This window comes from Streptomyces spiroverticillatus (assembly GCA_014650415.1).
Classification (GTDB): Bacteria; Actinomycetota; Actinomycetes; order Streptomycetales; family Streptomycetaceae; genus Streptomyces; species Streptomyces spiroverticillatus.
Window position 1 is genome coordinate 274,752 of record BMUX01000009.1, and the last position, 25,379, is coordinate 300,130.

Consider the following 25,379-nt stretch of genomic DNA (forward strand, 5'->3'; position numbering starts at 1 on the left):
CCACCTCACCGATCACATAAGGGGACAACCCGTGTTTTCACCCGCCTCGGGGCGCCTCACGCTGGGCGCGCTCACGCTCGGCACCGCGTTCGCCCTCTGCGCGCCCGTCGCGGCACAGGCCGCCACCGCCGCCACCCCCACCGCCCACGGCAAGGTCACCTCGCAGGCGCGCCTGCTGGTCCGCGCCGCTCCGTCGACCGGCGCCGCCCGCATCGGCACGATCGCCCCCGGCGCCCAGGTCCGGCTCGCCTGCAAGGTGCGCGCGCAGAACGTCTCGGGCAACTCCCTCTGGTACAAGCTCAGCGACCGTACGGGCTGGACGAGCGCACGGTACGTCACCAACCGGGGCGCCATCCCGTGGTGCCCCTCCGCCCACCGTGCCGCGCCGGGCACCACCGACCCGTGGCCGGGCGGCGGCAAGCCGGGCCACGGTCACGGCAAGCCCGTCACGGGAGCGGAGGGTCCGCAGGGGCCGGAGGGTCCGCGAGGTCCCGCCGGTCCCGCAGGCCCGATGGGCGAGAAGGGCGCGGACGGCGCACCCGGTGCGGCAGGTCCCGTCGGCCCCGCAGGCGCGAAGGGCGCGGACGGCGCACCCGGCCCCGCAGGGCCCAAGGGCGACAAGGGCGACACCGGCTCTGCCGGGCCGAAGGGCGACCCGGGTCCCGCAGGCGCGCAGGGCGAGCGGGGCGTGATGGAGGTCAAGTACCTCGCCAAGGAGACTCCCGTCGGTGCCAACACGCAGGTCAACGCGACGAGCCCGTCATGCCCGACGGGCTGGCGCGTCGTCGGTGGCGGCTTCCACATGTCGACTCCCCAGGGCCAGGACTTCAAGATTCTGAGATCCTCTCCGGACCACACGGCCAACAACTGGAACGCGTACGTGCGCAACGAAGGCACCGACGCGACCGGCAAGCTCAACGTCTTCGCCACCTGCATCCAGGCGGACCGCATGAGCACGAGCTGATCCACCGACGTCCGGGCCACCGCGCACCGCACGTCCGAGCACCCCGGGCCCCGTACCGCTCAGTTCCACCGGTACGGGGCCCGGGCGCGCCCGGAGGCGCTCAGCCGCCCGTGAGTCCCGGTACGGACACCCCCGCCGCGTCCAGCCGTTCCCGCCAGCCGGGCAGCTCCGGCTCGTGCGGCCGGGGCTCAGGGGCGAGCCCCAGCCCCCTGCGCACCTTTTCCCCGATCGCGACCCGGCACGGCCCGCAGGTGTCCTCGTCCCCCACCGGCCGGAACATGTGCTCCTTGCGGTCGCCGCCCCCGGCGCACTCCACCATCTCCGCAGGCTGCACAGGCAGCAGCGGCACCTCACCCAATGCCGGCAGCGGCGGCAAGGTAGCCGGAACCGGCGGCATCTTGACCCGCAGCCGGTGCCCCAGCAGCCCCACCGCCGACCGCACCCCGCCCGGCGGCAACTGCGACATCAGCACCCGCCGCAGTTCCCTGGGCGAGATCCCGCGCCGCAGCCACTCCGCCGCGACGACGGCGAGCTTGCGGGCCTCCCGTACCCCCAGGTAGAGCGTCTTGTCGGCGTACCGCAGCGAGAGCAGCACCTCTTCGGCGACGGCAAGGTCCCGCCGCTCGGTCTTCCCGTCGTCCCGCTCCTCCCAAGGCAGCGCCTCGGGCTCGGCGACCTCCGGTTCGACAGGCTCCAACTCGGCTTCGGGGGCAGGGGGGTTGGTCTGTCGCATCTCATCGTTGTCATCTAGGGGTTGGGAGTCGCCGAGCGACGGGCCGACCCGCTCACCGACCGTCCGATCCGTATCACTCGGAAACTCCCACGGTACGTTCGTCACCTGCTGCGAGGTGACCCAACGCCCGCCCTCCGCCTGGTACTTGACGTCTCGTACGTAGCCGCCCTGGACGAGCTCGCGCTTGGCGCGCTTGTACGGACCGTTCTTGATCCCGACGTCGGCGGCGTGCTCGCTGAGCGGTTTACGAAGCTGGTTCTCGTGCACACCGCACACGTGCATGAGCAGAATCTTCGCGTCGCTGCTCAGGGCGTGAGAGCGCACGAGCGTGTGCGGGACCTTGATGAAGGCGCGCGAGGGCGCGGTAACATGCCGAAGCATCCCGGGGACTCCTGTTGTCCTCGTGGTGAAGGTTCCCGGTTGGTGTTGGCGCACCGCCGGGGGCCGCCCCGCCACCCCCTCATGGGGTAACAGAACGTTATGACGCGGTCACCGTAGCGCACTTGCCGCCCGCGTGACCATTTCTTGCAGCAACTCCACCTCAACGAACGGCACTTCGAGCGTGGGTAGCGATCTCCAGCCCAGCGGATAGGTCTCGCCGGCCATCGCGGGTACGCCGACGAAGGCGAGCGCCCCGGCCTCGCGGCTCAGCGCACGGGCCCCTGCGGGCCAGCGGTAGGCGGCGGCCGTTTGCGGAGGCAACAGGAAGTAGTGGTACTCGTCGCCGGTGTACTCGCGGACGATCGGTCCCGCGCGGAAATCGGTGAACTCCATGAGCAGGTACGCCACATGCTCCCCGAAGAAGCCCCCGATACGGATCGCGTCGAAGTGAATTCCGGCGTGCCGGAGGGCGTGGCCCGAGGCGGGCACCCAGTCCGGCATCAATGCCGGTGAACTTTTCTGTTCCATACGGCAAAGGGTGGTGCGGCGCAGCTAGCGTGACCAGGGACACACGCACGCTGTGCAGGGCTGTGCACTTGGGGGAGGTCACTGTGCACTCCGGTGAACGACGAGGGTCGAAGGCGTTCGGCGCGTTGCTGCGCTTCCACCGCGAGCTGGGAGGCCTCTCCCAGGAGGCCCTTGGGGCTCGTATCGGATACTCGAAGTCCCAGGTGGCCATGGTGGAAAAAGGGGAACGCCGCCCCAAGAGACTTTTCGTCCTCAAGGCAGGGGACGCACTTGGTGCACAGGGTGCGCTCCTGGCTGTGGCCAAAGTCGAGTTCCCGGACTCGCCGGACGATGAACTGCCCCGCGAACCGTCCAGCTTGGACGAATACTTGGCGGAGGAAGGGGAGGCCGCGTCCATTCGCTCCTACCAGAACATGGTGTTCCCCGGCCTGCTGCAAACCGAGGAGTACGCACGTGCGGTCCACCGGTCTGGTTCGTTCCCGACCCCCGACGACGAGACCGTCGAGCAACGGGTGGCACAACGCATGGAACGCAAGGCGCTGATCCACCGCAGGCCGGTGCCCGACCTGACCTTCGTGTTGGAGGAGAGCACACTGACCCGCCCTCTGGGGGGTCGCGCCTGCCTCAAGGCGCAGTTGCACCACGTGCTCGATCTCAGCGAACTCCGACACGTCAGGATCCAGGTCATGCCGCATGACCTGCGCTCGCACCCCGGGCTGATGGGATGCCTGATCCTTCTGGAGACCGGAGACCACCGGCACCTCGCGTACATCGAGGGCCCCAGAACCAGCCGATTCATCACTGAGCAGCCCGACTTGGGGAACCTGAACGGCACGTACGGTGTACTGCAATCGCAGGCACTTACCCCCGATGCATCCGCCAAGCTGATCACAAAGGTGGCGCAGGAACTATGAACACGGCCCTGACCTGGCGCAAGAGCAGCTACAGCGGTGACCAAAACGGCGAGTGCGTAGAGGTCGCCGCTGCCCGCGCGGGAAGCAACCCCACCGCCATCCACGTCCGGGACTCCAAGGACACCACCCGCCCCGCGCTCACCACCACCCCCACCGCGTGGACCGCCTTCCTCACCCTCCCCCGAGACACCCAGCGAACGCGCTAACCGCCCACCGGGAATCGGATCGCCACCAACGGAGTTGGTGGGGAGACGTGAACCGGAACGGGAGAGTCATGCGAGCGATACAGGTGTACGAAGTGGGCGGCCCCGAGGTCCTGAAGGAGGCCGAGATCGACCAGCCCCGGCCCGGGCCGGGCGAAGCGGTCGTGGAGGTCGCCGCATCCGGGGTCAACTTCCTCGACGTCTACCAGCGCGAAGGCCGGTACACCCTCCCTCTGCCCTTCACCCCGGGCACCGAGGGCGCCGGCACGGTCCTCGAAGTGGGACCCGGCGTCACCGACGTCGCCGTCGGGGACCGAGTCGGTTGGGTGGAGATTCCCGGTTCGTACGCCGAGCAGGCCGTCGTGGACGCCTCCCGGCTGGTGCCGCTGCCGGACGACATCGACTTCGAGACGGCCGCCGCCGTGCTCCTCCAGGGCATGACCGCGCACTATCTCGTCAAGGACGCCTACCCGGTGCAGGGAGGCGACACGGTGCTCGTGCATGCGGCTGCCGGTGGCATGGGGCTGCTGCTGACCCAGCTCATCACCCATCTCGGCGGCAGGGTGATCGGCACGACGTCGACCACGGCGAAGGCCGAACTGGCGAAGCGTGCCGGGGCCGCCGAGGTGATCCTCTCCTCCGCGGTGGACGACCTCGCGGCCGAGGTGAGGCGGCTCAACGGCGGTCAGGGACTGCCGGTCGTCTTCGACGGCGTCGGGGCGCACACCTTCGACGCGAGCCTCGCGAGCCTGCGGGCCCGGGGCCATCTGGTGCTCTTCGGGGCGGCGAGTGGTGCCGTGCCGCCCTTCGATCCGATGCGGCTCGCCGGGGGCGGTTCGCTGACCCTGATCCGGCCCAGCCTCGGTGACTTCATCGCCGACCGGCCCGAACTGCTCCGGCGGGCGGCCGAGGTGTTCGAGTGGGTGCGCTCCAAGGCGCTTGAGGTCAACGTGACGGGCCGCTACGCGCTGTCCGAGGCAGCTCAGGCCCACAGCGATCTGGAGGCGCGCCGCACCACCGGCAAGCTGCTCGTCGTCCTCGATGCGGCCGCTGTGGGACGCCGCGAGGAGACGCAGGGCTGATCGCGGAGGGGGGGGACGGGGTCGAGGGTCTTGGAGACGGAGAGGCAGAGGGCGCGGCCGGCCCCAACACCCGTACGCGGAACCCCAGGCGCTCCACCCACCCTCACCGTGTGGACCGCCTCCCCGCCCCTCCCCCGAGCCGCGCGGCGAGCGCTTGGGGGAAGGGGCGGGGAGGGGAGAGAATCCCACCCCAACACCGGGCCCGTCACGGCCGACCCGAGCAGCCACAGCCTCACCCCCGAGAAAGCACCCGCCCGCATGCGCATAGCCAAGCCCGGGCCCGTATCGGCCCGAAGATGGACGCCCCTCACCGTCGCCAACGCCGCCCTCGCGCTCGCCCTGGAGGCCGCCCTCCTCGCCGCCCTCTTCTTCTGGGGCCTGGACACCGGTCCGAACACCCTCACCGGCATCGCCCTCGGCATCGTCAGCGCGGCGCTGGCTGCGGCGATCTGGGGAGCCTTCCTCGCGGCGGGCGGCCCGAAGTTCCCGCTGCCGGTAGGGCCCGAAATCGCCCTCAAGCTGGGCCTCTTCGCGGTGGGCGCGGTCGCGCTGGCCGACGCGGGGCGGGGCACGCTGGGGGTGATCCTCGGGGGGCTCGCGGTGGTGAGTGTGGCGGTGGAGTACACAGCGGGGGGCGCGCCCGGCTAGAGGGCACCCCGGCCGCACCCCCTCCGGTGGATCCACCGGGATCCCTGGCCTGCGCCCGCGCCTTGGGGGGCCGGGGGCCCTTCCCTGTACTGGACCGGCTCAGCTCCGGCCCGCCGGGCCAAAGGGTCCCCAACCCCGCCCCTTCACCTCAACCCGCGGGGGCAGTTGGACGGTTCCCGTGCGGGTGCGTCGTGGCTGGTCGCGCAGTTCCCCGCGCCCCTGAAAGCCGCCCCCGCGATTCTCCTCCACTCCTCCACGCCGCCCGGCAATGGCCGTGCCCACGTGAGCTGTTGGCGAGCCTCCAAGTCGCTGAGCAGACGGGCGAGTTGAGGACCGGCCACCCCCGTCCCGTCCGGCACCGTCGGACCGTGCACCGCCCTCAGCGCGGCATATCGGGCCAACTCATCCTCGTAGAAGGAGACTTCCTCTTCGACCCGCACCGCCAGGTCGTCCGACTGCATCGCCCGGTGCAGTTCGAGGACCGGCGGTTCGGCGGACTCCGCCATCGCGGCGGCGAGACGTGCGTGACCGTCCAGGACCAGGTGACAGTCCAGGCCGCTCACCCACCACAGGAGCACCGGCGGCAGCGTCCCCTCCCGGACCTGCTTGCGGTACGCCTTGACCCGGCCGTCGTCCGGACCCGGCATCGGTCGCAGGGGCAGGACTTCCCACCCGGTGGAGTGCAGGTGCCAGTCCAGGTAGCCGCCCGGATGCCCCTCCACGAGCATCTCGCGCCAACCCGCGAGCCGGCTCTCGTACGAGAGGAGCCAGCGGCCCTCGTGCAGCGGGCTGCCCGGCGACTCGTCCAGGTGGCGGGCGAACCGGTGGGCCCACCGCTGCGGGTCGCCCGCGAGGGTGCGTGCCGTGTCGGCCCGCAGCGGCGGGACGCAGGAGCGGTAGGCATCCGTACGCCAGAAGTCCACGCCCCCGAGGCCCTCCTCGACCACCGCCAGCAGCACGGGCCGCTCCTGCTGGGCCAGCAACAACCGCCGTCCCCCGGCGGTGAACACCCCGAACCCCGGCCGGGGCCTGCCCTCCTCCACCTCCAGGGCGAGCCCGGTCCACACCCTTTCGCCCCGCCTGAGATCGCTGCGCCGCATCCCAGGAGCGTAGGTGCCCGGCCCCTCCACCGGACGCCCCGGTGTCGGTGCGGGCCGGGGGCGGGGGCCCGCACCACCATGGCCCCCATGGCCCCCACGCACCCCCTCCTCCTCACCGGCACCCTCCTCGCCCTCTCCCTCAGCCCCGCCCACGCGGTCCCCGCCCCCGTCGAGCAGTCGTTCTGCGCGCCGCAGCAGGCGGGGCACGCCCGCTTCGACCTCTGTACGGGTACGGACGGGAACGCCCTCCGGGTCTGGGTCGCCCGGCCCACCTGCGACCGGGCCGCGCGCCCGTGTCGTATCACCGGGTCCTGGACCTTCCACCCGACCACCGAGCGCACCCAGGTGTACGCGCCCCTCGCGCGCGGCGAAGCCCTCCGCTACCCCGGGCCCGGAACGTACGACATCGAAGCCCAGCTCGACATCGAGGCCGGTGGCCGTCGCACGCAGGAGCAGGTCACCCAGGGCATGCGGTACACCCGGGCCGACTCCGGGCCCCGGCTCTCGTTCGCGGCCGAGCGACGGAAGGACGTGCTCGTGCTCACCGTCAGGAATTCCGGGCCGGCAGCCGCCCGTGGCGTACGGATCGTCGTCGACAACGACCGGTATGGGGTCGGGGCCGCCCCGACCTCCGAGCGGATGACCGCCGACCCGCACTGTCCGGGCGCCAACAGGGTCCTGGCCCGGTGCTCGCTCGGGACCATCGCGCCCGGCGGGGCCGTGAGCGTGCCCCTGCGCCCCGACCTCGCGGACTCGGCGAAAGTCCGGCTGACGGCGGACAACAGCGTCGGGAATCTGTCCCAGCAGCTCTAGCGACTCACCCCCGTCTACGCGCTGACCTGCGATTTCGTGGGCCGGTTGGCCGCCCGTACCCCCCAGGTGTCAGGATTGCCCCCATGACGATCCAGACGTACTTCGACATCACGATCAACGACGAGCCCGCGGGCCGCATCACCTTCAACCTCTTCGAGGACGTCGTCCCGAAGACGGTCGAGAACTTCCGCGCCCTGTGCACGGGCGAGCAGGGCTTCGGCTACGCCGGTTCCTCCTTCCACCGCGTCATCCCGGACTTCATGCTCCAGGGCGGCGACTTCACCGCCGGCAACGGCACCGGTGGCAAGAGCATCTACGGCGAGAAGTTCGCCGACGAGAACTTCCAGCTGAAGCACACCAAGCCGGGTCTGCTCTCGATGGCCAACGCGGGTCCGAACACCAACGGCTCGCAGTTCTTCATCACCACGATCGTCACCGGCTGGCTCGACGGCAAGCACGTCGTGTTCGGCGAGGTCGCGGACGAGGAGAGCATGAAGCTCGTCAAGAAGATCGAGTCGCTGGGCTCGCAGTCCGGCCGCACCCAGGCGAAGATCACCATCGCCTCCTCCGGCCAGCTCTAAGCAGCTGCCCCTGTCGCCCGTACGGCAGGAACGCTTCACCTCGAAGCCCGGCGCGCGCACCCCTCGGTGCCGCGCCGGGCTTCGGCGCGTACGGGGACCCGCACGCGAGCCCCCGCCTGGCTGATTTCCGCCCGGACCGCTTTCCGCCGCAACCGCCGTTTTACGGCCAAAGGCACGCGGATCCATTCATCCCGCCCCCACCCCCGATTACGTTCAGCAGCCTGCCGAACACCCACGGTAGAACCCTCATTCGTACGGGAGGCACACGCATGTCCGCACCTGTGGCCAACTTCTGGGGCGACCTCGACCCGAACAACCGCATCGCCTTCCCCGAAGCACCGCGCCCCGACGAGACCTGGGAACTCGGCGACGGCGGCACCGCGTGGGTCTACCGCGTCCCCGGCCGCAAGGAGATCCAGCGGCCCGTGATCCTCTCCGACGGCTTCTCCAGCCTGCCCAGCTCCTACAACGAGCTGCACTACGGCCTGGAGGGCGACGGCTCCCCGGACTACAAGTTCATCTCCGCCGTGCACGAGAGCGGCCACGACCTGGTGCTGCTCGGCTACGAGGACCGTACGAAGTCGATCATCGACAACGCCAAGGTCGCGGTGCGGTGCATCCACGAGGCCAATGCCCGCAAGGCGGGCAACGCCCAGCTGACCGTCGGCGGCTTCAGCATGGGCGGCCTGATCACCCGGTACGCGCTGGCGAAGATGGAACGCCAGCGGATGAACCACGAGACCGCCGTGTACCTCTCGTACGACACCCCGCACCGCGGCGCCTGGCTGCCCATCGGCATCCAGAAGCTGGTCCCGTACATCCTGGGCGACTCGCGCATGCTGAGCCTGGTGAGCAGCCCGGCGGCCAAGCAGATGCTGCGCTGGCACACCAGCACGGTCGTGGGCGAGCCGACCCCGAACAAGGACCGCGAGACCTTCCTCGGGGAGCTGGAGCGGGTCGGCGGCTGGCCCCAGATCCCCCGCCTCCTCGGCGTCGCGAACGGCGACGGAAAGGGCGTCGGCAACGGCATCAAGCCCGGCGAGACCGCGCTGACCGCCGAGGGCGACCTCAAGGGCACCAAGCTCTACACCCAGCCCGGCGGCAAGGGCGCGCTGGTCGCGGAGCTGGCGAAGACGGGCGGGGAGCCGGTGACCGTCCGTACGGACACGATCCCCGAGCTGGACGGCGCCCCCGGCGGCACCCTCGGCAACTTCGCCCTGGTCGCGGGCCTGCTCCAGCAGCTCGGCGCTCCGGCGACCGCGCACCACCCGGCGACCTGTTTCGTGCCCTCGGGCAGTGCGGTCGACCTCGCGGACTTCGACCTGTCGACCCCGGAGGCGGACCCCTTCGCCGACCTGCGCAAGGTGTCGGAGGAGAACACCGGCCTGCACGACTTCCTCCTCTCGTCGACGAGCACGCCGCACACGTCGATGACGCGTGAGCTGGGCGAGTGGATCGTGGGCAACCTGCCCGACTAGCGCTTCCCGGCTACGGGTTGTGGAAGGCGACCTCGGGGTTCGCGGCCGTCGGGCCGTCGAGCAGCGGGGTCGCCTTCCCCTTGAGGTGGCGGTCGAAGAAGGCCGCCACGTACGTCCTCGTGATCTCCCCCGACCGGGCCCCCGGCAGCGGCGCCGCCGGGTCGACCACGCCGAGCTGCCCGCCGAGGACCGGCACGTCGTTGAAGGAGAAGTGCCCGGTCCCGGCGACCGTCAGCCACCTCTTCCACCCGTCCATCGCCGCCCATGCCTCGCCCCACTGGCCCTTCCCGCCGGGGCGGTGCGTGGCGTCCGTGCCGAGGAGGAGGAAGGGGCGGCCCTTCAGGCCGGCCCCGGGGAGTGTGTCGAAGAAGGCGCCGTCGAGGTTCGCGCCCGCCCCGATGCGCGGGTCGGCCGCCATCGCCGCCGCCGCGCCGTTGCCGCCGATGGAGTGGCCCGCCATGCCGATCCGGCGGCGGTCCACGAGGTGGGCGAACGGGCCCCGCCGGTCGAGCAGGCGGTCCAGCACGAAGGACGCGTCGGCGGCCCGTACCGGCACCACCTGCGCGGACGGCGCCTTGACCAGCGTCAGCGTCCGGCCGCCGGGGAACCGGGTCCCGAAGGACTCGTACGCGTGGTCCATGGCCGCGACGACATACCCCCGGCTCGCCAGCTCCTCCGCGAGGAGGGTGAGGGTGGACCGGTGCAGGCTGTAGCCGGGCGAGAGGAGGACCAGGGGGTACTTGCCGGGCAACGGGCGGGCGTCGGGGCGGGAGTTGGTGCGGGTGCCCGCGAGGAGGTCCGCGGGGAATTCCTCGGCACGACGCATGCCCTCCAGGAGGAGCCTGGCCTCCCCCTGTGTCATGTACGGGGAGGTGTCGCGGGTGCCCTTCCGGGCGGCGGGACAGTGGACGGAGACCATCAGCTCGCGGGGCCCCGCCGAAGGCACCCAGGGGTCGGTACGGCCCCGGTCCACGAGGTGCAGCTCCTTCCGCCCGACGGCGAACTTGCCGGTGGGGGCGGGGAGTTCGAGCTGTACGGAGGCGGAGACCTCGGCGCGAGGCCCGGCCGGCTCGGCGGCGAGGGCCGTCCCCGCCCCGGCGAGGGGAGCGGTGACGGCGAGGGCGATCAGGGCTGCTGCGGAGGCGACGAAACGCCGGTTTCGGTTCATGGGGCGAACGTACGGACCGGGCTGCCCCCGACACCCCTGCCGAAAGTCATGCTCGGCCCCCGCCTTTCCTCCGGGGTCCCCCTGGGGCTTCCGGGGTCGAAGTGCCCTATCCCACCAGGCGGTTGGCGAAGGTGGAGAGGGTGTACGTGCCGATCCCGAGGACGACTTCGAGGGCATTGCGCTGCGTGTACCCGTGGGCGTAGAACGCCTTCAGCCCGGCGTCGTCGACCTCGCCACGACCGTCCAGCACGGCGCACGTGAAGAGACGTACGGCCTCCAAGGCCGGGTCGTCCAGGGGGCGTTGCTCCGACAGTGCCGCGACGACCTCCGCCCCCGCCCCCAGCTTCTCCAGCTTCCCGGCGTGCATCCGTACGCACAGCCCGCACTCGTTGCGCGCCGCGACCGTCATGATGACGACCTCCCGCGCGACCGGCTCCAGCGTCACGCTCTCGAACAGTGCGCTCATCCGCAGGAAACCGTTCAGCAGCTCGGGCGATTCGGCCTGCCTGGCCGCCGGGGGCGGCACGAAGCCGAGGTTCCCGGCGATGGACTCCAGGGCCCGGACGGATCCGGTGGGGGCGGTCTCGGTGGTGTGCTCGATGAAGGGCATGGGTGACTCCTCAGCCGTGGACCTAGAATGGACAACATGGTTGACGATGAGATGAAGGTAAACCGGGTTGTCGATTCGGGCAAGGGGATCCGCGCGGCGGGTGAGGAGGTTCTCCCGACGGGCGAGGACGGCCCCGCCTGGGAGCTGCCCTTCCTGCTGCTCTCCGGGTTCCGGTCACTGATCGACCGCCTGCACGCCGAACTCGCCGCCCAGGGGCACCCCGACGCCCGCCCCGCCCACGGCTTCGCCCTCCAGGCCGTCGGGCCGGACGGCGCCACCGCCAGCGAGATCGGGCGGCGGCTCGGCATCTCCAAGCAGGCGGCGGGCAAGACCGCCGACCGGCTCGCCACGCTCGGTTACGTCACCACGGCCGCCGACACCGCCGACGCCCGCCGCAAAATCGTCCGCCTCACCCCGCAGGGCCGCGATCTGCTGACCCGGTCGGCGCTGATCTTCGAGTCCCTGCGGGCCGAGTGGGCGGCTGCGGCCGGACCCGACCGCGTACAGGAAATGGAGGCCGCCCTGCGGACGGTCGTCCCGCCTTCCGACCGGTATCGGCTGGATGCGGCGGGGTGGTTGGGCGGGTGAGGCGGGCAGTCAACGCCGGCGGGGCCGTCACCCCTGCGTCACCACGTCACCGTGCGTATCGTTGTAGTGCGCGACTGCCCGCCGGCCACGAGCGGCAGCGGGGAGGAGCGGCACCATGACGATCACCGAGGCGCCCGAGGGGATCAGGATGGCCGACACCAGCGACGAGCCCACTCTGGACATGATGTTCGAGTGGCTTGAGCCGACCCCCGAGGGATACAAGGTCGAGATCGTCGAGGGGGCCGTTTACATGTCGCCGCAGAGGGACACGCACTGGCAGATCGTCCGCAGGATCGTGCGCGCCCTGGAGGACCGGTTCGGCCTCAAGGTCAAGGTCACGTCCGACGTACGCATCGACTTCGAGGGGCGGCTGAACGGCCTGGCTCCCGACGTGGTGAAGCTTCGCGACGACGCACGGAAGGACCCCGAAACCGGCCGCTGGAACCACCGGGACATCGAATTCGTGGCCGAGGTCATCTCCAAGGACACCGCGGCCAACGACTACGGCTCCAAGAAGGCCACTTACGCCGCCGCAGGCGTCCCGGTGTACCTGATCGTCGACCCGTGCACCGGCGAATGGCACCTCCACACCCTCCCCAAGGGCGACGAGTACAAGGGCAGCCTGTCCCTGGACTTCGGCGAGAGCGTCGACATGACCGGCACCGTCCTCGACCTCACCCTCGACACGAACGACTTCCCCCGCGACTGAGCCCCCGCCGGGACCGTACGGGACCCCTTGCATCGAGTGCGCTCGAAGGCGTTGGGTTGAGGGTCATGAAGTACACACAGCTCGGACGCACCGGACTCAAGGTCAGCCGTCTCGTCCTCGGCACGATGAATTTCGGGCCCGAGACCAGCGAGGCCGACAGCCACACGATCATGGACGCCGCCCTCGGCGCGGGCGTCAACTTCTTCGACACCGCCAATGCGTATGGGTGGGGCAACAACAAGGGCCGCACCGAGGAGATCATCGGCTCGTGGTTCGCCCAGGGCGGCGGGCGGCGCGACAAGGTCGTCCTCGGAACCAAGGTGTACGCCAACATGGCGGGCGACGGCGAGGTGCCGTGGCCGAATCACGACAAGCTGTCGGCCGTCAATATCCGGAGGTCGGTCGAGGCCAGTCTGCGGCGGCTGGGGACCGACTACATCGACCTCTTCTCTTCACCCTTTGCTCAGTCCGGGTGTTGAGCGGGTCATCATCGAGTCCCCCCAGCGGACATAACCGCTGGTAGTTCTAATAATGACCTCTTCTCTCCACCCTTCGCGTTACCGCTGGTGAAGTAGGGGCCGCCCTCGTCTTGGTCTACCGCCAGAGGCAAGGGTACTACTGCGGTGTAGGCCAGTTGGCAGACGGCATTGGCAGTACGTGGCATCTGCCCGAATACCCGGTGCAAGCGCGTTCCCTGGGTAGCTTTCGCCCCATGGCAACCACCAACGATGACGCCAGAGATTCCGGCCCCCCGCTGGCTCTGGTCTTACTGCCCGGCCAGTGCGCCGGTTGCGGCGAGAAGGAAGCATTCGCCAGCGCGTGGGAGTGCGAGGAATGCAACGCCGGTCTGGCGTGCGATCACTGCGGACGCTGCTCCGCGCACCCGTCGTGCACCCCGAATCGGGAGAGTGCACGCGATTGGGTCGAGTCCATGTACGAGGCTGACCACATCTGACTACGCACAACAGAGCCCCGTCCGTGCGGCCGATCATCCACACGGACGGGGCTTGTCGGACGGCTCCCGGGCGCGGCGACGCCGGAGCCGTCTCCCGTACCCGGGCTCACCGGGGCGGGTACGGGGGCAAGGGGTAGATCCAATCAGGCTGGAGGAGTGCGGTCAGCAGGAGTCCGATGGATGCGGAGATCATCAGGACGAACAAGGGCCCGGCGAAGCGGGTGACGCGGGCCCATAAGCGGTGCATCACCTTCGCCCGGCGTACTGGTGGTCAGGCCTGATCCGGCAGGTCGGCAGGGTCTCCCAGTCGCCTCCGAGGACGTTGCAGAGTTCGGCGTGCAGTTGCTCCGCCTCGGCGGGGCTCATCCACACGCCACTGTCCCCGCGCATCTTGCCGTTGAGCATGACCATGAGCGGGAGGAAGATGCGGTCCGGGTCTCCGTCGTGTTCCACGCGCTGGACGCGCTGGGCGGGGATGCGGTCGAGACGCCACCCGGCGTCCGGGCGGTACTTCGGGGGCTGGGGGGCTTTCTGGGGGGTCGGCACGCTTGCCTCCGTCGGGTTTCGCAGTGGGTACCTCAACCCTGGGAGCGGATCGCTAGCCTTGAGAAGGGGGGCGGACCCTCCAACTGGCGTTGTGTAGAAGGGTGTTGGCCATGGGTCGTACGCAGAGCCACCAGGGGAAGGAGCAGGGCGAGCGGAAGTCACCCCGCAAGTTCTTCGCGGACGAGTTGGTACGGAAGCGCGAAGCGGCGGGACTGACGCAACAGGCCGTGGCTGACGCACTTCTCACGTCGCCCCAGAACGTGGCCCACTGGGAGGCGGGGCGGCGGAAACCCCAGCTAGACGACGCGAAGCGGCTGGATGAGCTGTACGGGACGGACGGCATCCTTGCCCGGATGCGCGAGGAACTGGACGAGGACAAGTTCGCGGACCACTTCGAGCAGGCGGCGGAGCTGGAAAAGCTGGCCCTGGGCATTCGCGTCTACGGGGCCACCCTCGTCCCCGGCCTGCTCCAGACGTCCGACTACGCGCGGGCGGTGTTCCGGGCGGGCACACCGAACTACACAGCCGCCGCTGTAGAGCGTCGGATCGACAACCGCATAGAGCGGTCGACGCTGCTGGACGATGCCGACGCTCCGGAAATGTGGGCATTGCTGGATGAGTCGGTCGTGCTCCGCCGGATCGGCGGCGGCGCGGTCATGGCGGAGCAACTGCGGCACATCGCGGAGCTTGGCCGATCGGGGCGCGTGCGGACGCACATCCTCCCCTTCTCCCATGGCGCACATGCCCTGTTGGAGAGCATGGTGGTCCTAATGCGGTTCTCTGACGCTCCCCCGGTCGCGTACGTTGAGGGTCTGCGAACAGGGCAATTGCATGACGATCCGGCCGTGGTCCTCGCGTGTCAGGCGTCGTACGACCTGGCCCTAGCCGACGCACTGCCGGTAGAGGCATCGCTGTCCCTACTTGAGAAAGCGGCGGAGGAATACGCACATGATCGATATGCACGACCTTGGCAAGGCTGAGTGGCGCAAGTCGAGTTACAGCGGCGCGAGCAACGGCGATTGCGTTGAGGTGGCGGACGGCTTCTCCGGCGTGGTGCCGGTGCGCGACAGTAAGAGCCCTGCCGGTCCTGTCCTCGTCTTCCCGGCGGCGGCCTGGGGTCCGTTTGTGGCGGACGTGGCAGCGCGGCGTTAAGGCTCACCAGGCAGCAGCCCCGACGGGTTCCGTCGGGGCTGCTGTCTTTTCCGCGGTGGGACTTTGGTCCCGGCGCCGGCGGGGACCTTAGTCCCGGGGTCAGGGTCCGGCCTCGTACGAGGCCGGGAACGCTGCGGCGGCGTCCGGGTTGTGCTCGATGGCGATCGGCCACGACAGGCCGGTGAGGTTCACGGCGGTGAACTGGTATTTCGGGTCACCCCCGACGGCCTTGAGATAGCCGGTGTTCACGTCGACGCGGAGCACGGGCGAGAAGATGGCGAGACCCGAGACGCCGACCACGGTCACGGTGGCGGAGAAGTACGACGGCGGGCGGGCGTCCGGGGCCCACGAGGTCAGGAACTCCTCTGATCCGGCGTTCATCTTGCCCCCGTCCGCGCGGCGGATCTGCCCGAAGAGATGCACGCGCCCGTTCTGCCGGTAGTAGAACGCGGTCTTCTTGGCGTACTCCGCCTTCAGGGGGAGTTCCCGGGTTACGGGCTTGGCCTGCTGGTCCAGCGCTTCCGCAAGGGCCTGGATCTGCTCCCAGCCCCGGGGCGGGTCGGACGGCTCGGGGTAGGGGTAGGCGAGCAGCGGGGTATGTCCGGTCATGACTTGGTCTCCAGTACGCAGAGGACGACATTGGCGGCGCGGCCGACGAGGACGAGGACGGTTTCCCCCACGGCCACGGCGAGACCCTTGGGGATGACTGCCTGGCAGTCGCGGACGTTGTAGAAGTCGCACGTGGCCCACGGCGCGGTGATGGCCTTGACCTTGGCCACGTAATGGCGGTCGGGGCGTTCCGGGTCCTGCTGGCCCTGGAGCACCTGGGCGATCGTGGGCATGGTCAGTTCTCCTCTGGGGTGTCGGGGACGTTGGCCAAGGTGACCTGCATGTGGCCCCCGTCGGCGGTGAGCGGGAGCGTGATGGCCGTGACGTGGCCGGTGAAGTCCCCGCCATCGGTCCGGACGCGGGCGACGTCCCCCAGCTCCACCCGGTAGTCCGGCAGGACGTTGATGGGCTCCGTGCGGCCGATGGCGGCCACCTTGGGCAGCAGCGCCTTCGCGGCGTCCATGCACTGCTTGGACGTCGTGAGCAGATCGGATTGGTAGAAGCGGGGTTTGTACCCGTAGGGCCCTTGGGGGTGGATCGGTGACCCCGGGGTCTCGATGCTCTTGGACACCCACGGCGGCCGGGACGAGAGTTCGTCACCGGTCTTTCCGATCGCCACGACGGTGTTGTAGAGGCGTTCCCGGGTGCCGGTGCGGGCGCGGTTCACGACCGTTCCCCGGGCCCCCGAGACGAGGTCGACGTCTGGGCGCGTGGTCGGCGTGACTTCGGGGAGGGGCGGCGCGGCGTGCGGGCGGCCCTCGTCGTCGATGAACCAGCGGCCCGGCCACGCCGTACAGAGGTCGTCCAGGTTCTTCGCCCGGTCCCGCTCCCAGATGGTGGCGGGGTTGACCTTCTTGGTGATGGACAGGCGGGGGTCCACGTACGGGTCCGTACGGACGACGGACGCCATGAGCCGGAACTCAGCGGCGTACGTCTTGGCGGTCGACCACGGGCCCCGGGCGATCATCAGGCGTTCGTCCACGATGCGCTGCGCGACGTCGACGGCGGTCACGGACACCGTGCGCTCCAGCTCATCCACGGACCACTCGGAGATGAGGTACCACCCATGGTTGAACAGCTCCACTTCCCCGTTCGGGAGGGTGAGGCCAATCCGTACGTTGAGCTGCTGGCCGAAGACTGCCAGCGGGTGGGCGGGGTCTCCCTGGGGGTCCCAGTTGGTGGCGTTCTCGGGGTCCCGGATGGGCACCGTGATGTTCAGGCGGCGGCGCAGCGTGGCGGTGTCGTCGTACTGGATCGTCCCGGACGTGACCGGCACGCGGGCGGCCAGCAGCCGGTACGGGGTGTACTCCCCGGGGCCCATCCACGCCGACACCTCACAGACGACGTCGTGGCTGGTGGTGATGAGCTGCTGGTAGATGTCGCTGGACGGCCGCATGTCACACCTCCCCTTCGGGACCTTGGTCCCGGCGCCGGCGGGGACCTTGGTCCTGGGGCCGGCGGGGACCATCGGCCCACTCGGCGCCGGGACCTTGGTCCAGGTACGGGCGCGGCCCGGGGTCCGGCGGCGCGCTCTGCTTCGGGGCGGCGATCCACTCCCCGACGTCCAGCCACGACGGGAAGCGCTCCGCCACGGCCTCCCACGTCTCGTACGCGGCGGCAAGCTGCGTCCAGGTCGTCCCGGCGATCCGGGCCGTGGCGGGGATCGGCGCGACTTCCTGCACCTGCACCTGTGTGAGGCGTTCCCACGCGTTCCCGATGCCCGGATACAACCGCTGCTCCGCCAGGTTGCCGACGGCCACGTACACGGCCTTGAGGGACGAGGCGGCCTGAGTGCGGAGCAGCACGTGGCGGGACGAGAGCAGCACCGAATACAGCGACTCCAGTTCCTCGCGGGAGCGGGTGAGGAGCGACCACGTGCCCTTGGGGCGGACGTGCCGGTCGGTGAGGACGACCGGGTCCGCGCGGCCCATGACCACCAGGAGCGATTGGCGGGACTCCCATTCCCGGGCGTCCCACGCCTGGACCTGTACGGGCACCGTGCGGCCACTGCGGGTGTCGGTGAGGAAACACCCCCGGGTGCCGCTGATCATGACCTCGTTGGACGTCAGTACCGTCCGGGTGCCGTCGTTGAGTTCCAGGGTGAGCCGGTAGGTCACCGGCTGGTCCAACGGCGCTTCCCCGTCCTCCAGGGACAGGTTCACGGCCTTCCGGTCACCGGCCCAGATGTCCACGTCGAAGTCCCCGCCAGCGCTCGGTACGTACCGGCGCAGCGTCCACCGGCGGATCTTGTCCGGCGCGGCGATCCACGTTGCGATGTGGATGCGGGGCAGGGGGTAGGCGTCGTAGACCGTGGCCCAGACGGTGGCGTCCCCGACGTCCACCGTGACGGGGACTTCCGCGTACTCCTCGGTCCGGGCCACGTCCTCCCACGTGACGACCCCGGCCTCTACGTCCGGCCACACCGGCCACCGGTCGGGGACGGCGCTCCAGGTGGGCGCGGGCGACGGCGCGGCGGCCACGGCGGACGCGGTGTAGGTGGTGTGTCCCGGGACGGTGTACGGGTGCGTCGTGGTGCCGGTGAACAGCCCCGGGTCTCCCTCTTGGGCGGTGAGGGTCACGCGCAGCTTCTCGCCCCCGTCCCCGGGGTCCACGAGGGCGACCCCGGCGGCCTTGGCGTTGGTGACGGTGAAGGTGGCCAGCGTCCGGCCCGCCTCGGTCGTCGTGACGGCCACGGCCAGGACGAGGCGCGGGAGCGGCCACGGCTGGGCGGCCATCACGCCCACCCCCCGGCCTGGAGCCGCGCCCCGTCGGCGTTCATCGCGCCGACCACGGTTCGGGTGATGCGGCCCTGGAGCTGGGTTCCGTCCATGGTGATGTACACGGTCGTAGACGGCCGCAGGACGCGCGCGGCGTCCCGCAGGGCCCCGGGGCTGCTGGCGTAGCCGGTAGGCCCGTACGCGGCCGGTGAGGGCGGCGCAGCGCTGTACGTGACGAGGTCGATGGCCTTCTTCAGCAGCCCCCCGCCGGGGATCTTGCCTATCCAGTCGATCACGGACCGGACCTTGTCAATGACCCACTGGGCGGCGTCCCTGATCCGGTTGAACCCGTCGCGGATCATGTTCAACGGGTTCGGGAACCGGATGCGGCCGAACCAGGAGACGACCGCCTTCACCTTGTCCACGACCCAACCCACGGCGTTCTTGCAGGCGTTGAACGCGGAGACGAACGCGCCTCCGATGTACGCCCCGGCCCGCTTCACCGCGCCCCACACGGCGTCCACGATCCGGCGGAAGGTCTCGGACTTCTGGTAGGCGGTGTAGACGGCGGCCCCGAGCGCGATCACCAGCATGGCGACCCGTACGAGGGGGTTGGCGCTCAACACGAGGTTGAACAGCCGCTGGGCAACCGCCCACGCCTTCGTTGCCACGGCGGCCACCCGCTGGGCCACGGTGAGCGCGCCGACCTGGACGGCCAGGATTCCAAGCTGCACCTGGGAGACGACGAACGCGGCCACCAGCGGCCCGGCCAGCAGCGCGGCAATCGCCCCGGCGGCCACCAGGAGCGGCGCGAAGTCGCGGGCGGTCTGGACGACCCCCTTACCGGCGTCCACGACGCCCTTCACGAACCCGACCACCCCGGGAATGACACGTGTCACCAGCGTTTGGCCAAAGTCCTTCACAGCGGGAAGAACGGTCCCCGAGAGCCAGCCGCCCAGCAGCGAGAGGGCGGGGCCCAGCCGCTCCCCGATGGCGGACGCCACGGAGCCGACGGCCGGGAGCAGCTTGTCATTGGCCCACTGCGCGACCTGGGTAAGAACGGGGAGAACCTTGGCCCCGAGCGCGGCGGCCATGTTGTCGAACTGCGCTGCCAGCCTTTGCTGTTGACCGCCCAGCGTGTCGGATTCCTTGGCGAAGTTGCCAGTGGCATCCTTGGACTGTTGGGTGATCAGCGCAAGACGCGCTTGGGTGTCGGTGAGCTTCTGCGACGCGTGCGCGGCCTTGTAGGCGTTGACGGCGGTCTGGCTCAGGTTCAGCCCGTAGCGCTCCGCCGGGTCCGCCTCACCCCGGAACGCGGACGAGAGCGCGTCGACCGCTTCGGCGGTGGTACCGCCGAACATCGACGCCAGGTCCGCGCCCTTGGTGATCAGGTCGTTCGTGAGCTTGCCGACGTCCCCGACGGCCACGCCCTGATTCTTGAGACTGGCCCCGAGCGTGACGGCCATGCCGGAGTACGCGGCCTTGGACAGACCGGCCGACTGGGCCGCACCGGCGGCCCACTGCTTCATCTGCCCGGACGACCCCTTGAAGACGGCGTCCAGGGCCCCGAAGTTCTGCTCTACCTCCGACGCCGACGAGACGGCGCGCTTGGCGAAGTCGGCGATACCGCCCCCGAGCGCGAGCGCTCCGGCGGTGACGGCAAGGGCCTTGATGTGCGACCCGAGCGACGAGAACGCGCGCTGGGCCTGCTGCGCGCCCCGGGCGGCGCGGGACGCGTCAGCTGTGATCCGGACGGCCAGCGTTGCCGGTCTGCCCATGACGGGGGCTCCCTACTCCCCCCGGAGTGGACTCCCCCTAATCGGCGGCGAGTTCATCGAGAACCCGCCACATCATGGCCACCTCGAAATTCGTCAGCTCCCTGCACTCTCGGGGGCTGATTCCCCATGCCTTGGAGAGGACGACCCGGGCGTAGACCCGGGCAACGTAGGGTCCGCCTCGTCCTTGGGATCGGGGGACTCCACGGTGACCACGTCGTCCATCCGTAGCGTCTTCCACCGGTCGTCAGGGACGCTCGGGTCGGTGCGCTGGCGGGTCACCACGGCGACGGCGCACGCGAGAGAGAACGCGTGCCGCTCGGTGTCGGCGGGGCTGATGCCCAGCAGCTCGTACACCTTGTCCGTCTCCGGCCCGGTGAGGTCCCCGAAGTCCGATACCCACTTGTCGTCAGCCACCGTTCTCGACCCTTCTCATGAGTTGCCGTAGGGCCTGCTCGTAGTGAGCGGCCCACTGGGGCTCGGTGCGCTGGGCGGCGATCGCAATCCAGGGGTTGGGGCTGATGTTCATCGGCCGACGGCGGCGGCCTGGCGGGGTGCCCCAGTGGACGACCCCGGCGTACGGGATGCTGGCCCGCCCGGCGCGGACGGTGGCCATGGTGCGCGTGCCGGACGAGCGCATGGACGCGGACATACGGCCGGTACGGCGCGGCGCGAGCTGGGCGGCGGCGCGCATCACGGTGGCCGCGAGCTGCTGATGCTCGCCCTTGAGCTGGTCCAGCAGTTCGTTACCACCGGCCCGGCGCAGCGCGCGGCGTACCTCGCGCATCCCCTCGACGCGCACGACGGTGGCGGCCACTACTTCCCCTTCACCAGGGCGGGCGCGGCCTGCTCAGGGGCGGGAGTCTCCGCCGGGGTGACGGTCGGCTTTCCGTTGCACGGCCACTCCGCCTCGACGTCGATACGGGTGTTCACGTCTCCGCCGAACGCCAGCGCCTTCACGGTCACGCGGCCGGTGAAGGTGGGGCCGGTCTTGTTCGGCTTCCACGTGAACTCGACGGTTTCCCCGTCGTGTTCGAACGCGTACATCTGAAAGCCCTTGGGGTCGGTGAAGTCCTGAATGCCGGTGAACTTCATGGCCCACGTGGTCTTGGTGGCGGCGGCCAGCGTGTCCCCGCACAGCACCTCTACCGGGTCCCCGGCCTCGTCGAAACTCGGCTCCAGGGTGACGGCGGTGGTCTGGCAGGAGACCTTGAGGGCTTCCTCACCATCGGGGCCGAACGTGAGGGCCCCCTCTTTCAGCTTGGATTCCGTGACGCTCATGGGGCGTACTCCTCGATCTCGACTTGATAGGCCATGGACGGCTCCGTGGCCCCGGCGTCGTACGGCTCGAACGCCACCAGTTCGGCCAGCGTCCACCCCGGGCCCTCGTCCTCCAGGACCTCCAGGACGTCGTCCAGGAGGCGGCCCAGCGGGTCCAGCTCCGCGCGCGCGCCCGGCGTCCCGACGACGAGGATTCGCCACCGGTACTTGTGGCCCCCGCACGCCACCCCGCCGGGGGTGAGCATCGGCGGCGGGACGAGGACGCACGGCGCGACGACGTTGCGCGGGTCGGTCGTCACCGGCCGATCCACCCCGGCCCGGATGCGGTCGGCCAGATGCTCCATGGCGTCCGTGATGCGGCTCATGACGATCACCCTGTCTGGGCCGGAGCCCATGAGCCGATGCCCAGCAGCCGTTCGACGTCCGGGTCCCAGCGGGACACGTAGACGGCTCCGCCCCCGGCGTCGCCGTACCCGACGACCCCGGTAGGGCTGGAGCGGCGGGCGAACAGCCGTTGCGCCTGCATGAGCAACGCGGCCTTGATGTCGGCGGGCACCTGGACGGGACCTTCGTCCCGGCGCCGCTCGGGACCTTCGGATGTGCCGGCGGGGGGACCTTGGTCCCGAAGTCTCGGGATCGTCCGGACGGCCAGCGCGTTGATACCGGCCACGGCCGCGCGCATCCACACCCCGTCCGGGGTGCCCTCTGCCGGGGTGGGGATGCCGACGAGGGCGGCCACCTCGTCGGCGGTCACGTACTCCGTCACCCTCCGCCCCCGGACGCCTTGGGGCCGATGGCGACGAGTTCGCCCGGCTGGGGGGCGTACGTGGCGTAGTAGGCGTAGGCGGCGACCTGGACCCCGAGAACGGACGGTTCCACGGCCTGGAGGGTCCCGCGCTGGTCCTCGTACACCTCGATGGCCTCACTGGCACCGACGATCAGGGTCTTCTCAGGCAGCTTGCCGGAGACGACCACGGACAGTCCGCCGAAGTCCCCGCCGGTCGGGTTGGCGGGGCGCAGCGACCCGAGCGCGTTGGACGGCGAGAGGGCGGGGAACAGCGGTCGCTTGTTCCCGTCGACCATCGCGCCGATGGTGGCCCAGACGTCCGGGCTCATCCACACCCGGTCCGCCGGAACGTTCTGGTTCTTGTTCGCCCCGTACACCTTGGCGGCGGCCTGGTAGATCGCTGCGTTGAGCTTGGCGGGGTCGTCGTACGCGGACTCCACCTTGTCCGTCGCGGCGGCCACCAGGGCGGCGGTGGCGATCGTCTCGGCGTCCGCCATCAGGTTCTCGGTGAGGTCCTGGACGATCAGGGCGAGCGCGCCCGGCGACGTCCAGTCGATGACCTGGCGGGAGATGTTGACCCACCCGCCGTACGTGCTCTTGGCGATCTCCTCCAGGTCGATCTTCATCGGCCGGTTGACCAGTTCGGACTTCTCGGCGGTCTGCTCACCGGTCTGGGTGTGCTGCTTCACCCGGGCCCTGGAGAACTTCCCGGAGCCGCTGGGCATGGTGCGCGGGGTGAGGGACTGCCACACCGGCCGCTTCACCACGAGCTGATCCAGGAGCGGGCCCGTGATCACCTGCGGGAGCAGACCCGGGACAAGCTCCGTCGTCTCGTGCACGGGCGTCGCGGCCTGGATGACCTGGCGTACCCGCTCGAACGGCGCGGCGTTGCCGTTGACCATGAGTTCCAGGCTTGCCGAGAGGTAGTCGGCGGCGTCCACGCGCTCACGGCCGACGACGACGGCGGGCAGGGTCCGGCCGTAGCCCTCACGGTCCACCACGTGGGCGGCGGAGATGGTGGGGGTCGGGGCGGGCCCGTCGGCGGGGAGCAGCGGCGCGGACTCTGCCGGAGCGCGCTCCGCGAGGATGCGCCGGACGAGGGCTTCCACGTCGGCGTCCGGCCGGGTCTCCGGCGCGGTGGGGGTCTCGGTGGTCATGGCGGGCCTTCCTGTGGCGGTGACGCGCGACGCGCGTGCACGTGAGTAGGCGGGCAAGGCGACGAGGGAGACTTCGCGCAGCGCGGCGCGGGTGACGGTGACGCCCTTCTCGTCGGCGTCGTCGTCCCACTCCAGGGGCTCGACGCCGACCGAAAGCCCGTCCAGCACGCCATCGGCGGCCAGCATCAGGGCCTCGTCTGCGGCGGCGTGACGGCCCAGACGGAATTCCCCGTCCGCCCCGGTCTCGGTGTCGGACAGGCTGGTCATGACCCCGAGCGGCTGGGCGGTGTCGTGGTCGCGCAAGAGCTTGACGTGGCTCATGTCGTCCCCGTCGAACTCCAGGGACCCCGGCGCGAACGTCACGGACGAGAACGGGCCCCCGGGCCTGCTCCGGACGCCGTACTCAAGGATCTGTCCGCCCACGGTCCGGGCGGCCACCTTCCGCTTCTTGCCCTCGTCCTCGTCGCCCTGGTCCTCGTCGGCGGGGGGCCCGTCGGCGGCGGGCGGCGCGGCCTGGTCCTCGTCCTCGTCCTTCTTGGGCGGGAACGCGGCGCGCAGCGGCGTCGTCATGGTCAGAATCACGGGGTGCCTACCTGGGGTGCGGGGGCGGGACCTTCGTCCCGGCGCCCCGCGGGACCTTGGTCCCGAGCGCCGGCGGGACTTTGGTCCTGCCGCGGTGAGGTCTGCGGCTGCTTCGGCGCGGGCCCGGTGAGGTCTTCGGCGGCGCGCGCCTCGTCCACGGACATCACCCCGAGCGGGACGAGGGACGAGTACCGCTGTGCGCGCTCCAGGGGGACGCCCCGGGCGAAGTCGGAGAGGTCGAACCGGACCTTCTGCCCGCGCGGGCACCCGTTGCGGTCGCTCATGCTCAACCGCTGCTCAATGGCGTTGAGGTACGGGGTGAAGTCCAGCTCCGTGAGGTCCCGGCGCTGACTCTCCAGGTTGCTGTACGTCATGGAGTCGCCGTACGAGACGGCCAGGTACCGGGGCGGGATGCCCATGTGGCGGGCGACCTGGAGCGCGCATTCCTCGCGCGCTTCCACGAGCTGGAGATCAGCAGCGGTCGACTGGACGGGGACGTAGTCCACCCCGGCGTTCAGCCACCGTGTGGAGCCGTCGTTGAACGACGCGCGCCACCGGGCCATGAACTGGGCCACCTCGGCGTCCGTGAGTTCGTACTGAGACGTCTGCTTCAGCACGCCCGACGGAATCTCGGGGGACGCGTACCGCGCGGCGGCGGCCTCCAGGAGCAGCGCGGTCGTGATCGCTCCCCGGGCGAAGTGCAACAGCCCCTCGTCGGGCCCGTCGAACCGGATCAGGTCACCGGCCGGGACGATGTGGCCCTTGTACGTGGCCCACTCCCGGGTGACCTCGTCGCTCCCGGCCTCCCGCTGGACCTGGACGAACTCCGGATTCAGCCGGACCACCTTGGTCGGGTAGCCGGTCCAGGAGTCCCGTTCGGTCACGCGCCACCAGGCGCACGGGTACAGGACGAGGTCTTCCACCGTGACGGCGATGGTGCGGCAGTACGCGCGCCACGCCTCCGGCTGCTCCAGGAGCGGCCCGGGGGCGATCTGCTCCCCGTCGCGCCAGCGAGCCAGCGGCAACGACCCGATGGCCCCGGAGATGAGACGCACGCCCCGGCGAACCACGGGGACTTGCAGCGCCACAGCGCGGGGGATCGGGCCACCGTGCGCGAGCCACGAGGCGGACGGGTCGTGATCGGCCTGGATGCGCGCCGCAAGGGCAGGAGAGAGCCCTTGCGGCGCGCGGGCGGCGTCGTCCCCGATCTGCATGGACGTGGTAGCCGCGCGCACGACCCTGGCGCTTGTGCGTACCCGTGATATCGGGGCAAACCAACCCATGTGATGACGATATGGGTGACACGTGTAAACGGCGA

At 70.4% G+C, this 25,379-nt stretch carries 30 protein-coding genes and 1 pseudogene; 13 read left to right on the plus strand and 18 right to left on the minus strand.

Going from position 1 to position 25,379, the window contains the following annotated elements:
* Positions 1 to 31: 31 nt before the first annotated feature.
* Positions 32 to 964 (plus strand): SH3 domain-containing protein, encoded by a 933-nt coding sequence (locus IE269_RS24630; protein WP_189825300.1) that lies wholly within the window; start codon positions 32 to 34, stop codon positions 962 to 964.
* A gap of 100 nt (positions 965 to 1,064) precedes the next feature.
* Here IE269_RS24630 and IE269_RS24635 read toward each other — a convergent pair whose 3' ends face one another.
* Together IE269_RS24635 and IE269_RS24640 are read right to left on the minus strand one after the other, a co-directional pair.
* Positions 1,065 to 2,078: a hypothetical protein gene (locus tag IE269_RS24635; RefSeq protein WP_189825301.1), complete on the minus strand. Its 1,014-nt coding sequence runs from the start codon at positions 2,076 to 2,078 to the stop codon at positions 1,065 to 1,067.
* A gap of 108 nt (positions 2,079 to 2,186) precedes the next feature.
* Complete coding sequence (locus IE269_RS24640) at positions 2,187 to 2,606, minus strand: hypothetical protein (RefSeq protein WP_189825302.1); 420 nt, start codon at positions 2,604 to 2,606, stop codon at positions 2,187 to 2,189.
* Positions 2,607 to 2,689: 83 nt separating this feature from the next.
* Here IE269_RS24640 and IE269_RS24645 point away from each other — a divergent pair, with 83 nt between their 5' ends.
* From IE269_RS24645 to IE269_RS24660, 4 genes are all read left to right on the plus strand, one after another.
* Positions 2,690 to 3,520 (plus strand): helix-turn-helix domain-containing protein, encoded by an 831-nt coding sequence (locus IE269_RS24645; RefSeq protein ID WP_229898186.1) that lies wholly within the window; start codon positions 2,690 to 2,692, stop codon positions 3,518 to 3,520.
* A complete protein-coding gene (locus tag IE269_RS24650) occupies positions 3,517 to 3,726 on the plus strand; it encodes a DUF397 domain-containing protein (RefSeq protein WP_189825304.1) in 210 nt (69 codons plus the stop codon). Before IE269_RS24645 ends, IE269_RS24650 begins: the two co-directional genes overlap by 4 nt.
* A 68-nt stretch (positions 3,727 to 3,794) precedes the next feature.
* Entirely contained in the window at positions 3,795 to 4,805 is a 1,011-nt protein-coding gene (locus IE269_RS24655) for a quinone oxidoreductase family protein (protein WP_189825305.1), read from the plus strand.
* Positions 4,806 to 5,063: 258 nt separating this feature from the next.
* Complete coding sequence (locus IE269_RS24660; RefSeq protein ID WP_189825306.1) at positions 5,064 to 5,453, plus strand: YrdB family protein; 390 nt, start codon at positions 5,064 to 5,066, stop codon at positions 5,451 to 5,453.
* Positions 5,454 to 5,596: 143 nt separating this feature from the next.
* Here the strand turns inward: IE269_RS24660 and IE269_RS24665 are convergent, their stop codons facing one another.
* Positions 5,597 to 6,553 (minus strand): hypothetical protein, encoded by a 957-nt coding sequence (locus tag IE269_RS24665; RefSeq protein ID WP_229898187.1) that lies wholly within the window; start codon positions 6,551 to 6,553, stop codon positions 5,597 to 5,599.
* A gap of 87 nt (positions 6,554 to 6,640) precedes the next feature.
* On the opposite strand from IE269_RS24665, the gene IE269_RS24670 reads away from it, so the two are divergent.
* The 3 genes from IE269_RS24670 to IE269_RS24680 all read left to right on the plus strand — a co-directional run bounded on the left by IE269_RS24670 (position 6,641) and on the right by IE269_RS24680 (position 9,425).
* A complete protein-coding gene (locus tag IE269_RS24670; protein ID WP_189825307.1) occupies positions 6,641 to 7,366 on the plus strand; it encodes a COG1361 family protein in 726 nt (241 codons plus the stop codon).
* Between the two features lie 83 nt (positions 7,367 to 7,449).
* Complete coding sequence (locus IE269_RS24675) at positions 7,450 to 7,947, plus strand: peptidylprolyl isomerase (protein WP_189825308.1); 498 nt, start codon at positions 7,450 to 7,452, stop codon at positions 7,945 to 7,947.
* A gap of 269 nt (positions 7,948 to 8,216) precedes the next feature.
* The gene (locus tag IE269_RS24680) at positions 8,217 to 9,425 is read left to right on the plus strand and encodes an esterase/lipase family protein (RefSeq protein ID WP_189825309.1); all 1,209 of its coding nucleotides are present in this window, start codon (positions 8,217 to 8,219) and stop codon (positions 9,423 to 9,425) included.
* 10 nt (positions 9,426 to 9,435) lie between these two features.
* Here IE269_RS24680 and IE269_RS24685 read toward each other — a convergent pair whose 3' ends face one another.
* Positions 9,436 to 10,593, minus strand: a complete 1,158-nt coding sequence (locus tag IE269_RS24685) for an alpha/beta hydrolase family protein (protein WP_189825310.1) — start codon at positions 10,591 to 10,593, stop codon at positions 9,436 to 9,438.
* Between the two features lie 106 nt (positions 10,594 to 10,699).
* Positions 10,700 to 11,203, minus strand: a complete 504-nt coding sequence (locus IE269_RS24690; protein WP_189825311.1) for a carboxymuconolactone decarboxylase family protein — start codon at positions 11,201 to 11,203, stop codon at positions 10,700 to 10,702.
* A 27-nt stretch (positions 11,204 to 11,230) separates the two neighbouring features.
* Here IE269_RS24690 and IE269_RS24695 point away from each other — a divergent pair, with 27 nt between their 5' ends.
* The 3 genes and pseudogenes from IE269_RS24695 to IE269_RS24705 form a co-directional block, all read left to right on the plus strand.
* The gene (locus IE269_RS24695) at positions 11,231 to 11,791 is read left to right on the plus strand and encodes a MarR family winged helix-turn-helix transcriptional regulator (protein ID WP_189825312.1); all 561 of its coding nucleotides are present in this window, start codon (positions 11,231 to 11,233) and stop codon (positions 11,789 to 11,791) included.
* Positions 11,792 to 11,906: 115 nt separating this feature from the next.
* On the plus strand, positions 11,907 to 12,500 hold the full coding sequence (locus tag IE269_RS24700) for a Uma2 family endonuclease (protein WP_189825313.1): 594 nt from the start codon (positions 11,907 to 11,909) through the stop codon (positions 12,498 to 12,500).
* Between the two features lie 65 nt (positions 12,501 to 12,565).
* Positions 12,566 to 12,949 (plus strand): annotated as a pseudogene (locus IE269_RS24705) (aldo/keto reductase); the annotation flags it as partial.
* A gap of 752 nt (positions 12,950 to 13,701) precedes the next feature.
* On the opposite strand, the gene IE269_RS24710 reads toward IE269_RS24705, so the two are convergent.
* Positions 13,702 to 14,001, minus strand: coding sequence for a hypothetical protein (locus IE269_RS24710; RefSeq protein WP_189825314.1), 300 nt, complete (start codon positions 13,999 to 14,001; stop codon positions 13,702 to 13,704).
* A gap of 110 nt (positions 14,002 to 14,111) precedes the next feature.
* Here IE269_RS24710 and IE269_RS24715 point away from each other — a divergent pair, with 110 nt between their 5' ends.
* Both IE269_RS24715 and IE269_RS24720 read left to right on the plus strand, forming a co-directional pair.
* The gene (locus IE269_RS24715) at positions 14,112 to 14,981 is read left to right on the plus strand and encodes a helix-turn-helix domain-containing protein (protein ID WP_189825315.1); all 870 of its coding nucleotides are present in this window, start codon (positions 14,112 to 14,114) and stop codon (positions 14,979 to 14,981) included.
* Positions 14,950 to 15,153: a DUF397 domain-containing protein gene (locus IE269_RS24720; protein ID WP_189825316.1), complete on the plus strand. Its 204-nt coding sequence runs from the start codon at positions 14,950 to 14,952 to the stop codon at positions 15,151 to 15,153. Before IE269_RS24715 ends, IE269_RS24720 begins: the two co-directional genes overlap by 32 nt.
* A gap of 99 nt (positions 15,154 to 15,252) precedes the next feature.
* Here IE269_RS24720 and IE269_RS24725 read toward each other — a convergent pair whose 3' ends face one another.
* From IE269_RS24725 to IE269_RS24780, 12 genes are all read right to left on the minus strand, one after another.
* Positions 15,253 to 15,762, minus strand: coding sequence for a hypothetical protein (locus IE269_RS24725; RefSeq protein WP_189825317.1), 510 nt, complete (start codon positions 15,760 to 15,762; stop codon positions 15,253 to 15,255).
* The gene (locus IE269_RS24730) at positions 15,759 to 15,995 is read right to left on the minus strand and encodes a hypothetical protein (RefSeq protein ID WP_189825318.1); all 237 of its coding nucleotides are present in this window, start codon (positions 15,993 to 15,995) and stop codon (positions 15,759 to 15,761) included. The genes IE269_RS24725 and IE269_RS24730 overlap by 4 nt, the downstream gene beginning before the upstream one ends.
* Before the next feature lie 2 nt (positions 15,996 to 15,997).
* The gene (locus tag IE269_RS24735; protein WP_189825319.1) at positions 15,998 to 17,158 is read right to left on the minus strand and encodes a hypothetical protein; all 1,161 of its coding nucleotides are present in this window, start codon (positions 17,156 to 17,158) and stop codon (positions 15,998 to 16,000) included.
* Position 17,159: 1 nt separating this feature from the next.
* Positions 17,160 to 18,497, minus strand: coding sequence for a hypothetical protein (locus IE269_RS24740; RefSeq protein WP_189825320.1), 1,338 nt, complete (start codon positions 18,495 to 18,497; stop codon positions 17,160 to 17,162).
* Positions 18,497 to 20,257, minus strand: a complete 1,761-nt coding sequence (locus tag IE269_RS24745; RefSeq protein WP_189825321.1) for a phage tail tape measure protein — start codon at positions 20,255 to 20,257, stop codon at positions 18,497 to 18,499. The genes IE269_RS24740 and IE269_RS24745 overlap by 1 nt, the downstream gene beginning before the upstream one ends.
* Positions 20,258 to 20,350: 93 nt before the next feature.
* Complete coding sequence (locus tag IE269_RS24750) at positions 20,351 to 20,671, minus strand: hypothetical protein (RefSeq protein WP_189825322.1); 321 nt, start codon at positions 20,669 to 20,671, stop codon at positions 20,351 to 20,353.
* Positions 20,664 to 21,056 (minus strand): hypothetical protein, encoded by a 393-nt coding sequence (locus IE269_RS24755; protein ID WP_189825323.1) that lies wholly within the window; start codon positions 21,054 to 21,056, stop codon positions 20,664 to 20,666. Before IE269_RS24755 ends, IE269_RS24750 begins: the two co-directional genes overlap by 8 nt.
* A gap of 14 nt (positions 21,057 to 21,070) precedes the next feature.
* Positions 21,071 to 21,535 (minus strand): hypothetical protein, encoded by a 465-nt coding sequence (locus IE269_RS24760; RefSeq protein ID WP_189825324.1) that lies wholly within the window; start codon positions 21,533 to 21,535, stop codon positions 21,071 to 21,073.
* Entirely contained in the window at positions 21,532 to 21,900 is a 369-nt protein-coding gene (locus IE269_RS24765) for a hypothetical protein (protein ID WP_189825325.1), read from the minus strand. Before IE269_RS24765 ends, IE269_RS24760 begins: the two co-directional genes overlap by 4 nt.
* Positions 21,901 to 21,905: 5 nt before the next feature.
* Positions 21,906 to 22,301: a hypothetical protein gene (locus tag IE269_RS24770; RefSeq protein WP_189825326.1), complete on the minus strand. Its 396-nt coding sequence runs from the start codon at positions 22,299 to 22,301 to the stop codon at positions 21,906 to 21,908.
* On the minus strand, positions 22,298 to 24,061 hold the full coding sequence (locus tag IE269_RS24775) for a phage major capsid protein (protein WP_189825327.1): 1,764 nt from the start codon (positions 24,059 to 24,061) through the stop codon (positions 22,298 to 22,300). The genes IE269_RS24770 and IE269_RS24775 overlap by 4 nt, the downstream gene beginning before the upstream one ends.
* Positions 24,058 to 25,344, minus strand: coding sequence for a phage portal protein (locus IE269_RS24780; RefSeq protein ID WP_308436978.1), 1,287 nt, complete (start codon positions 25,342 to 25,344; stop codon positions 24,058 to 24,060). Before IE269_RS24780 ends, IE269_RS24775 begins: the two co-directional genes overlap by 4 nt.
* Positions 25,345 to 25,379 lie beyond the last annotated feature (35 nt).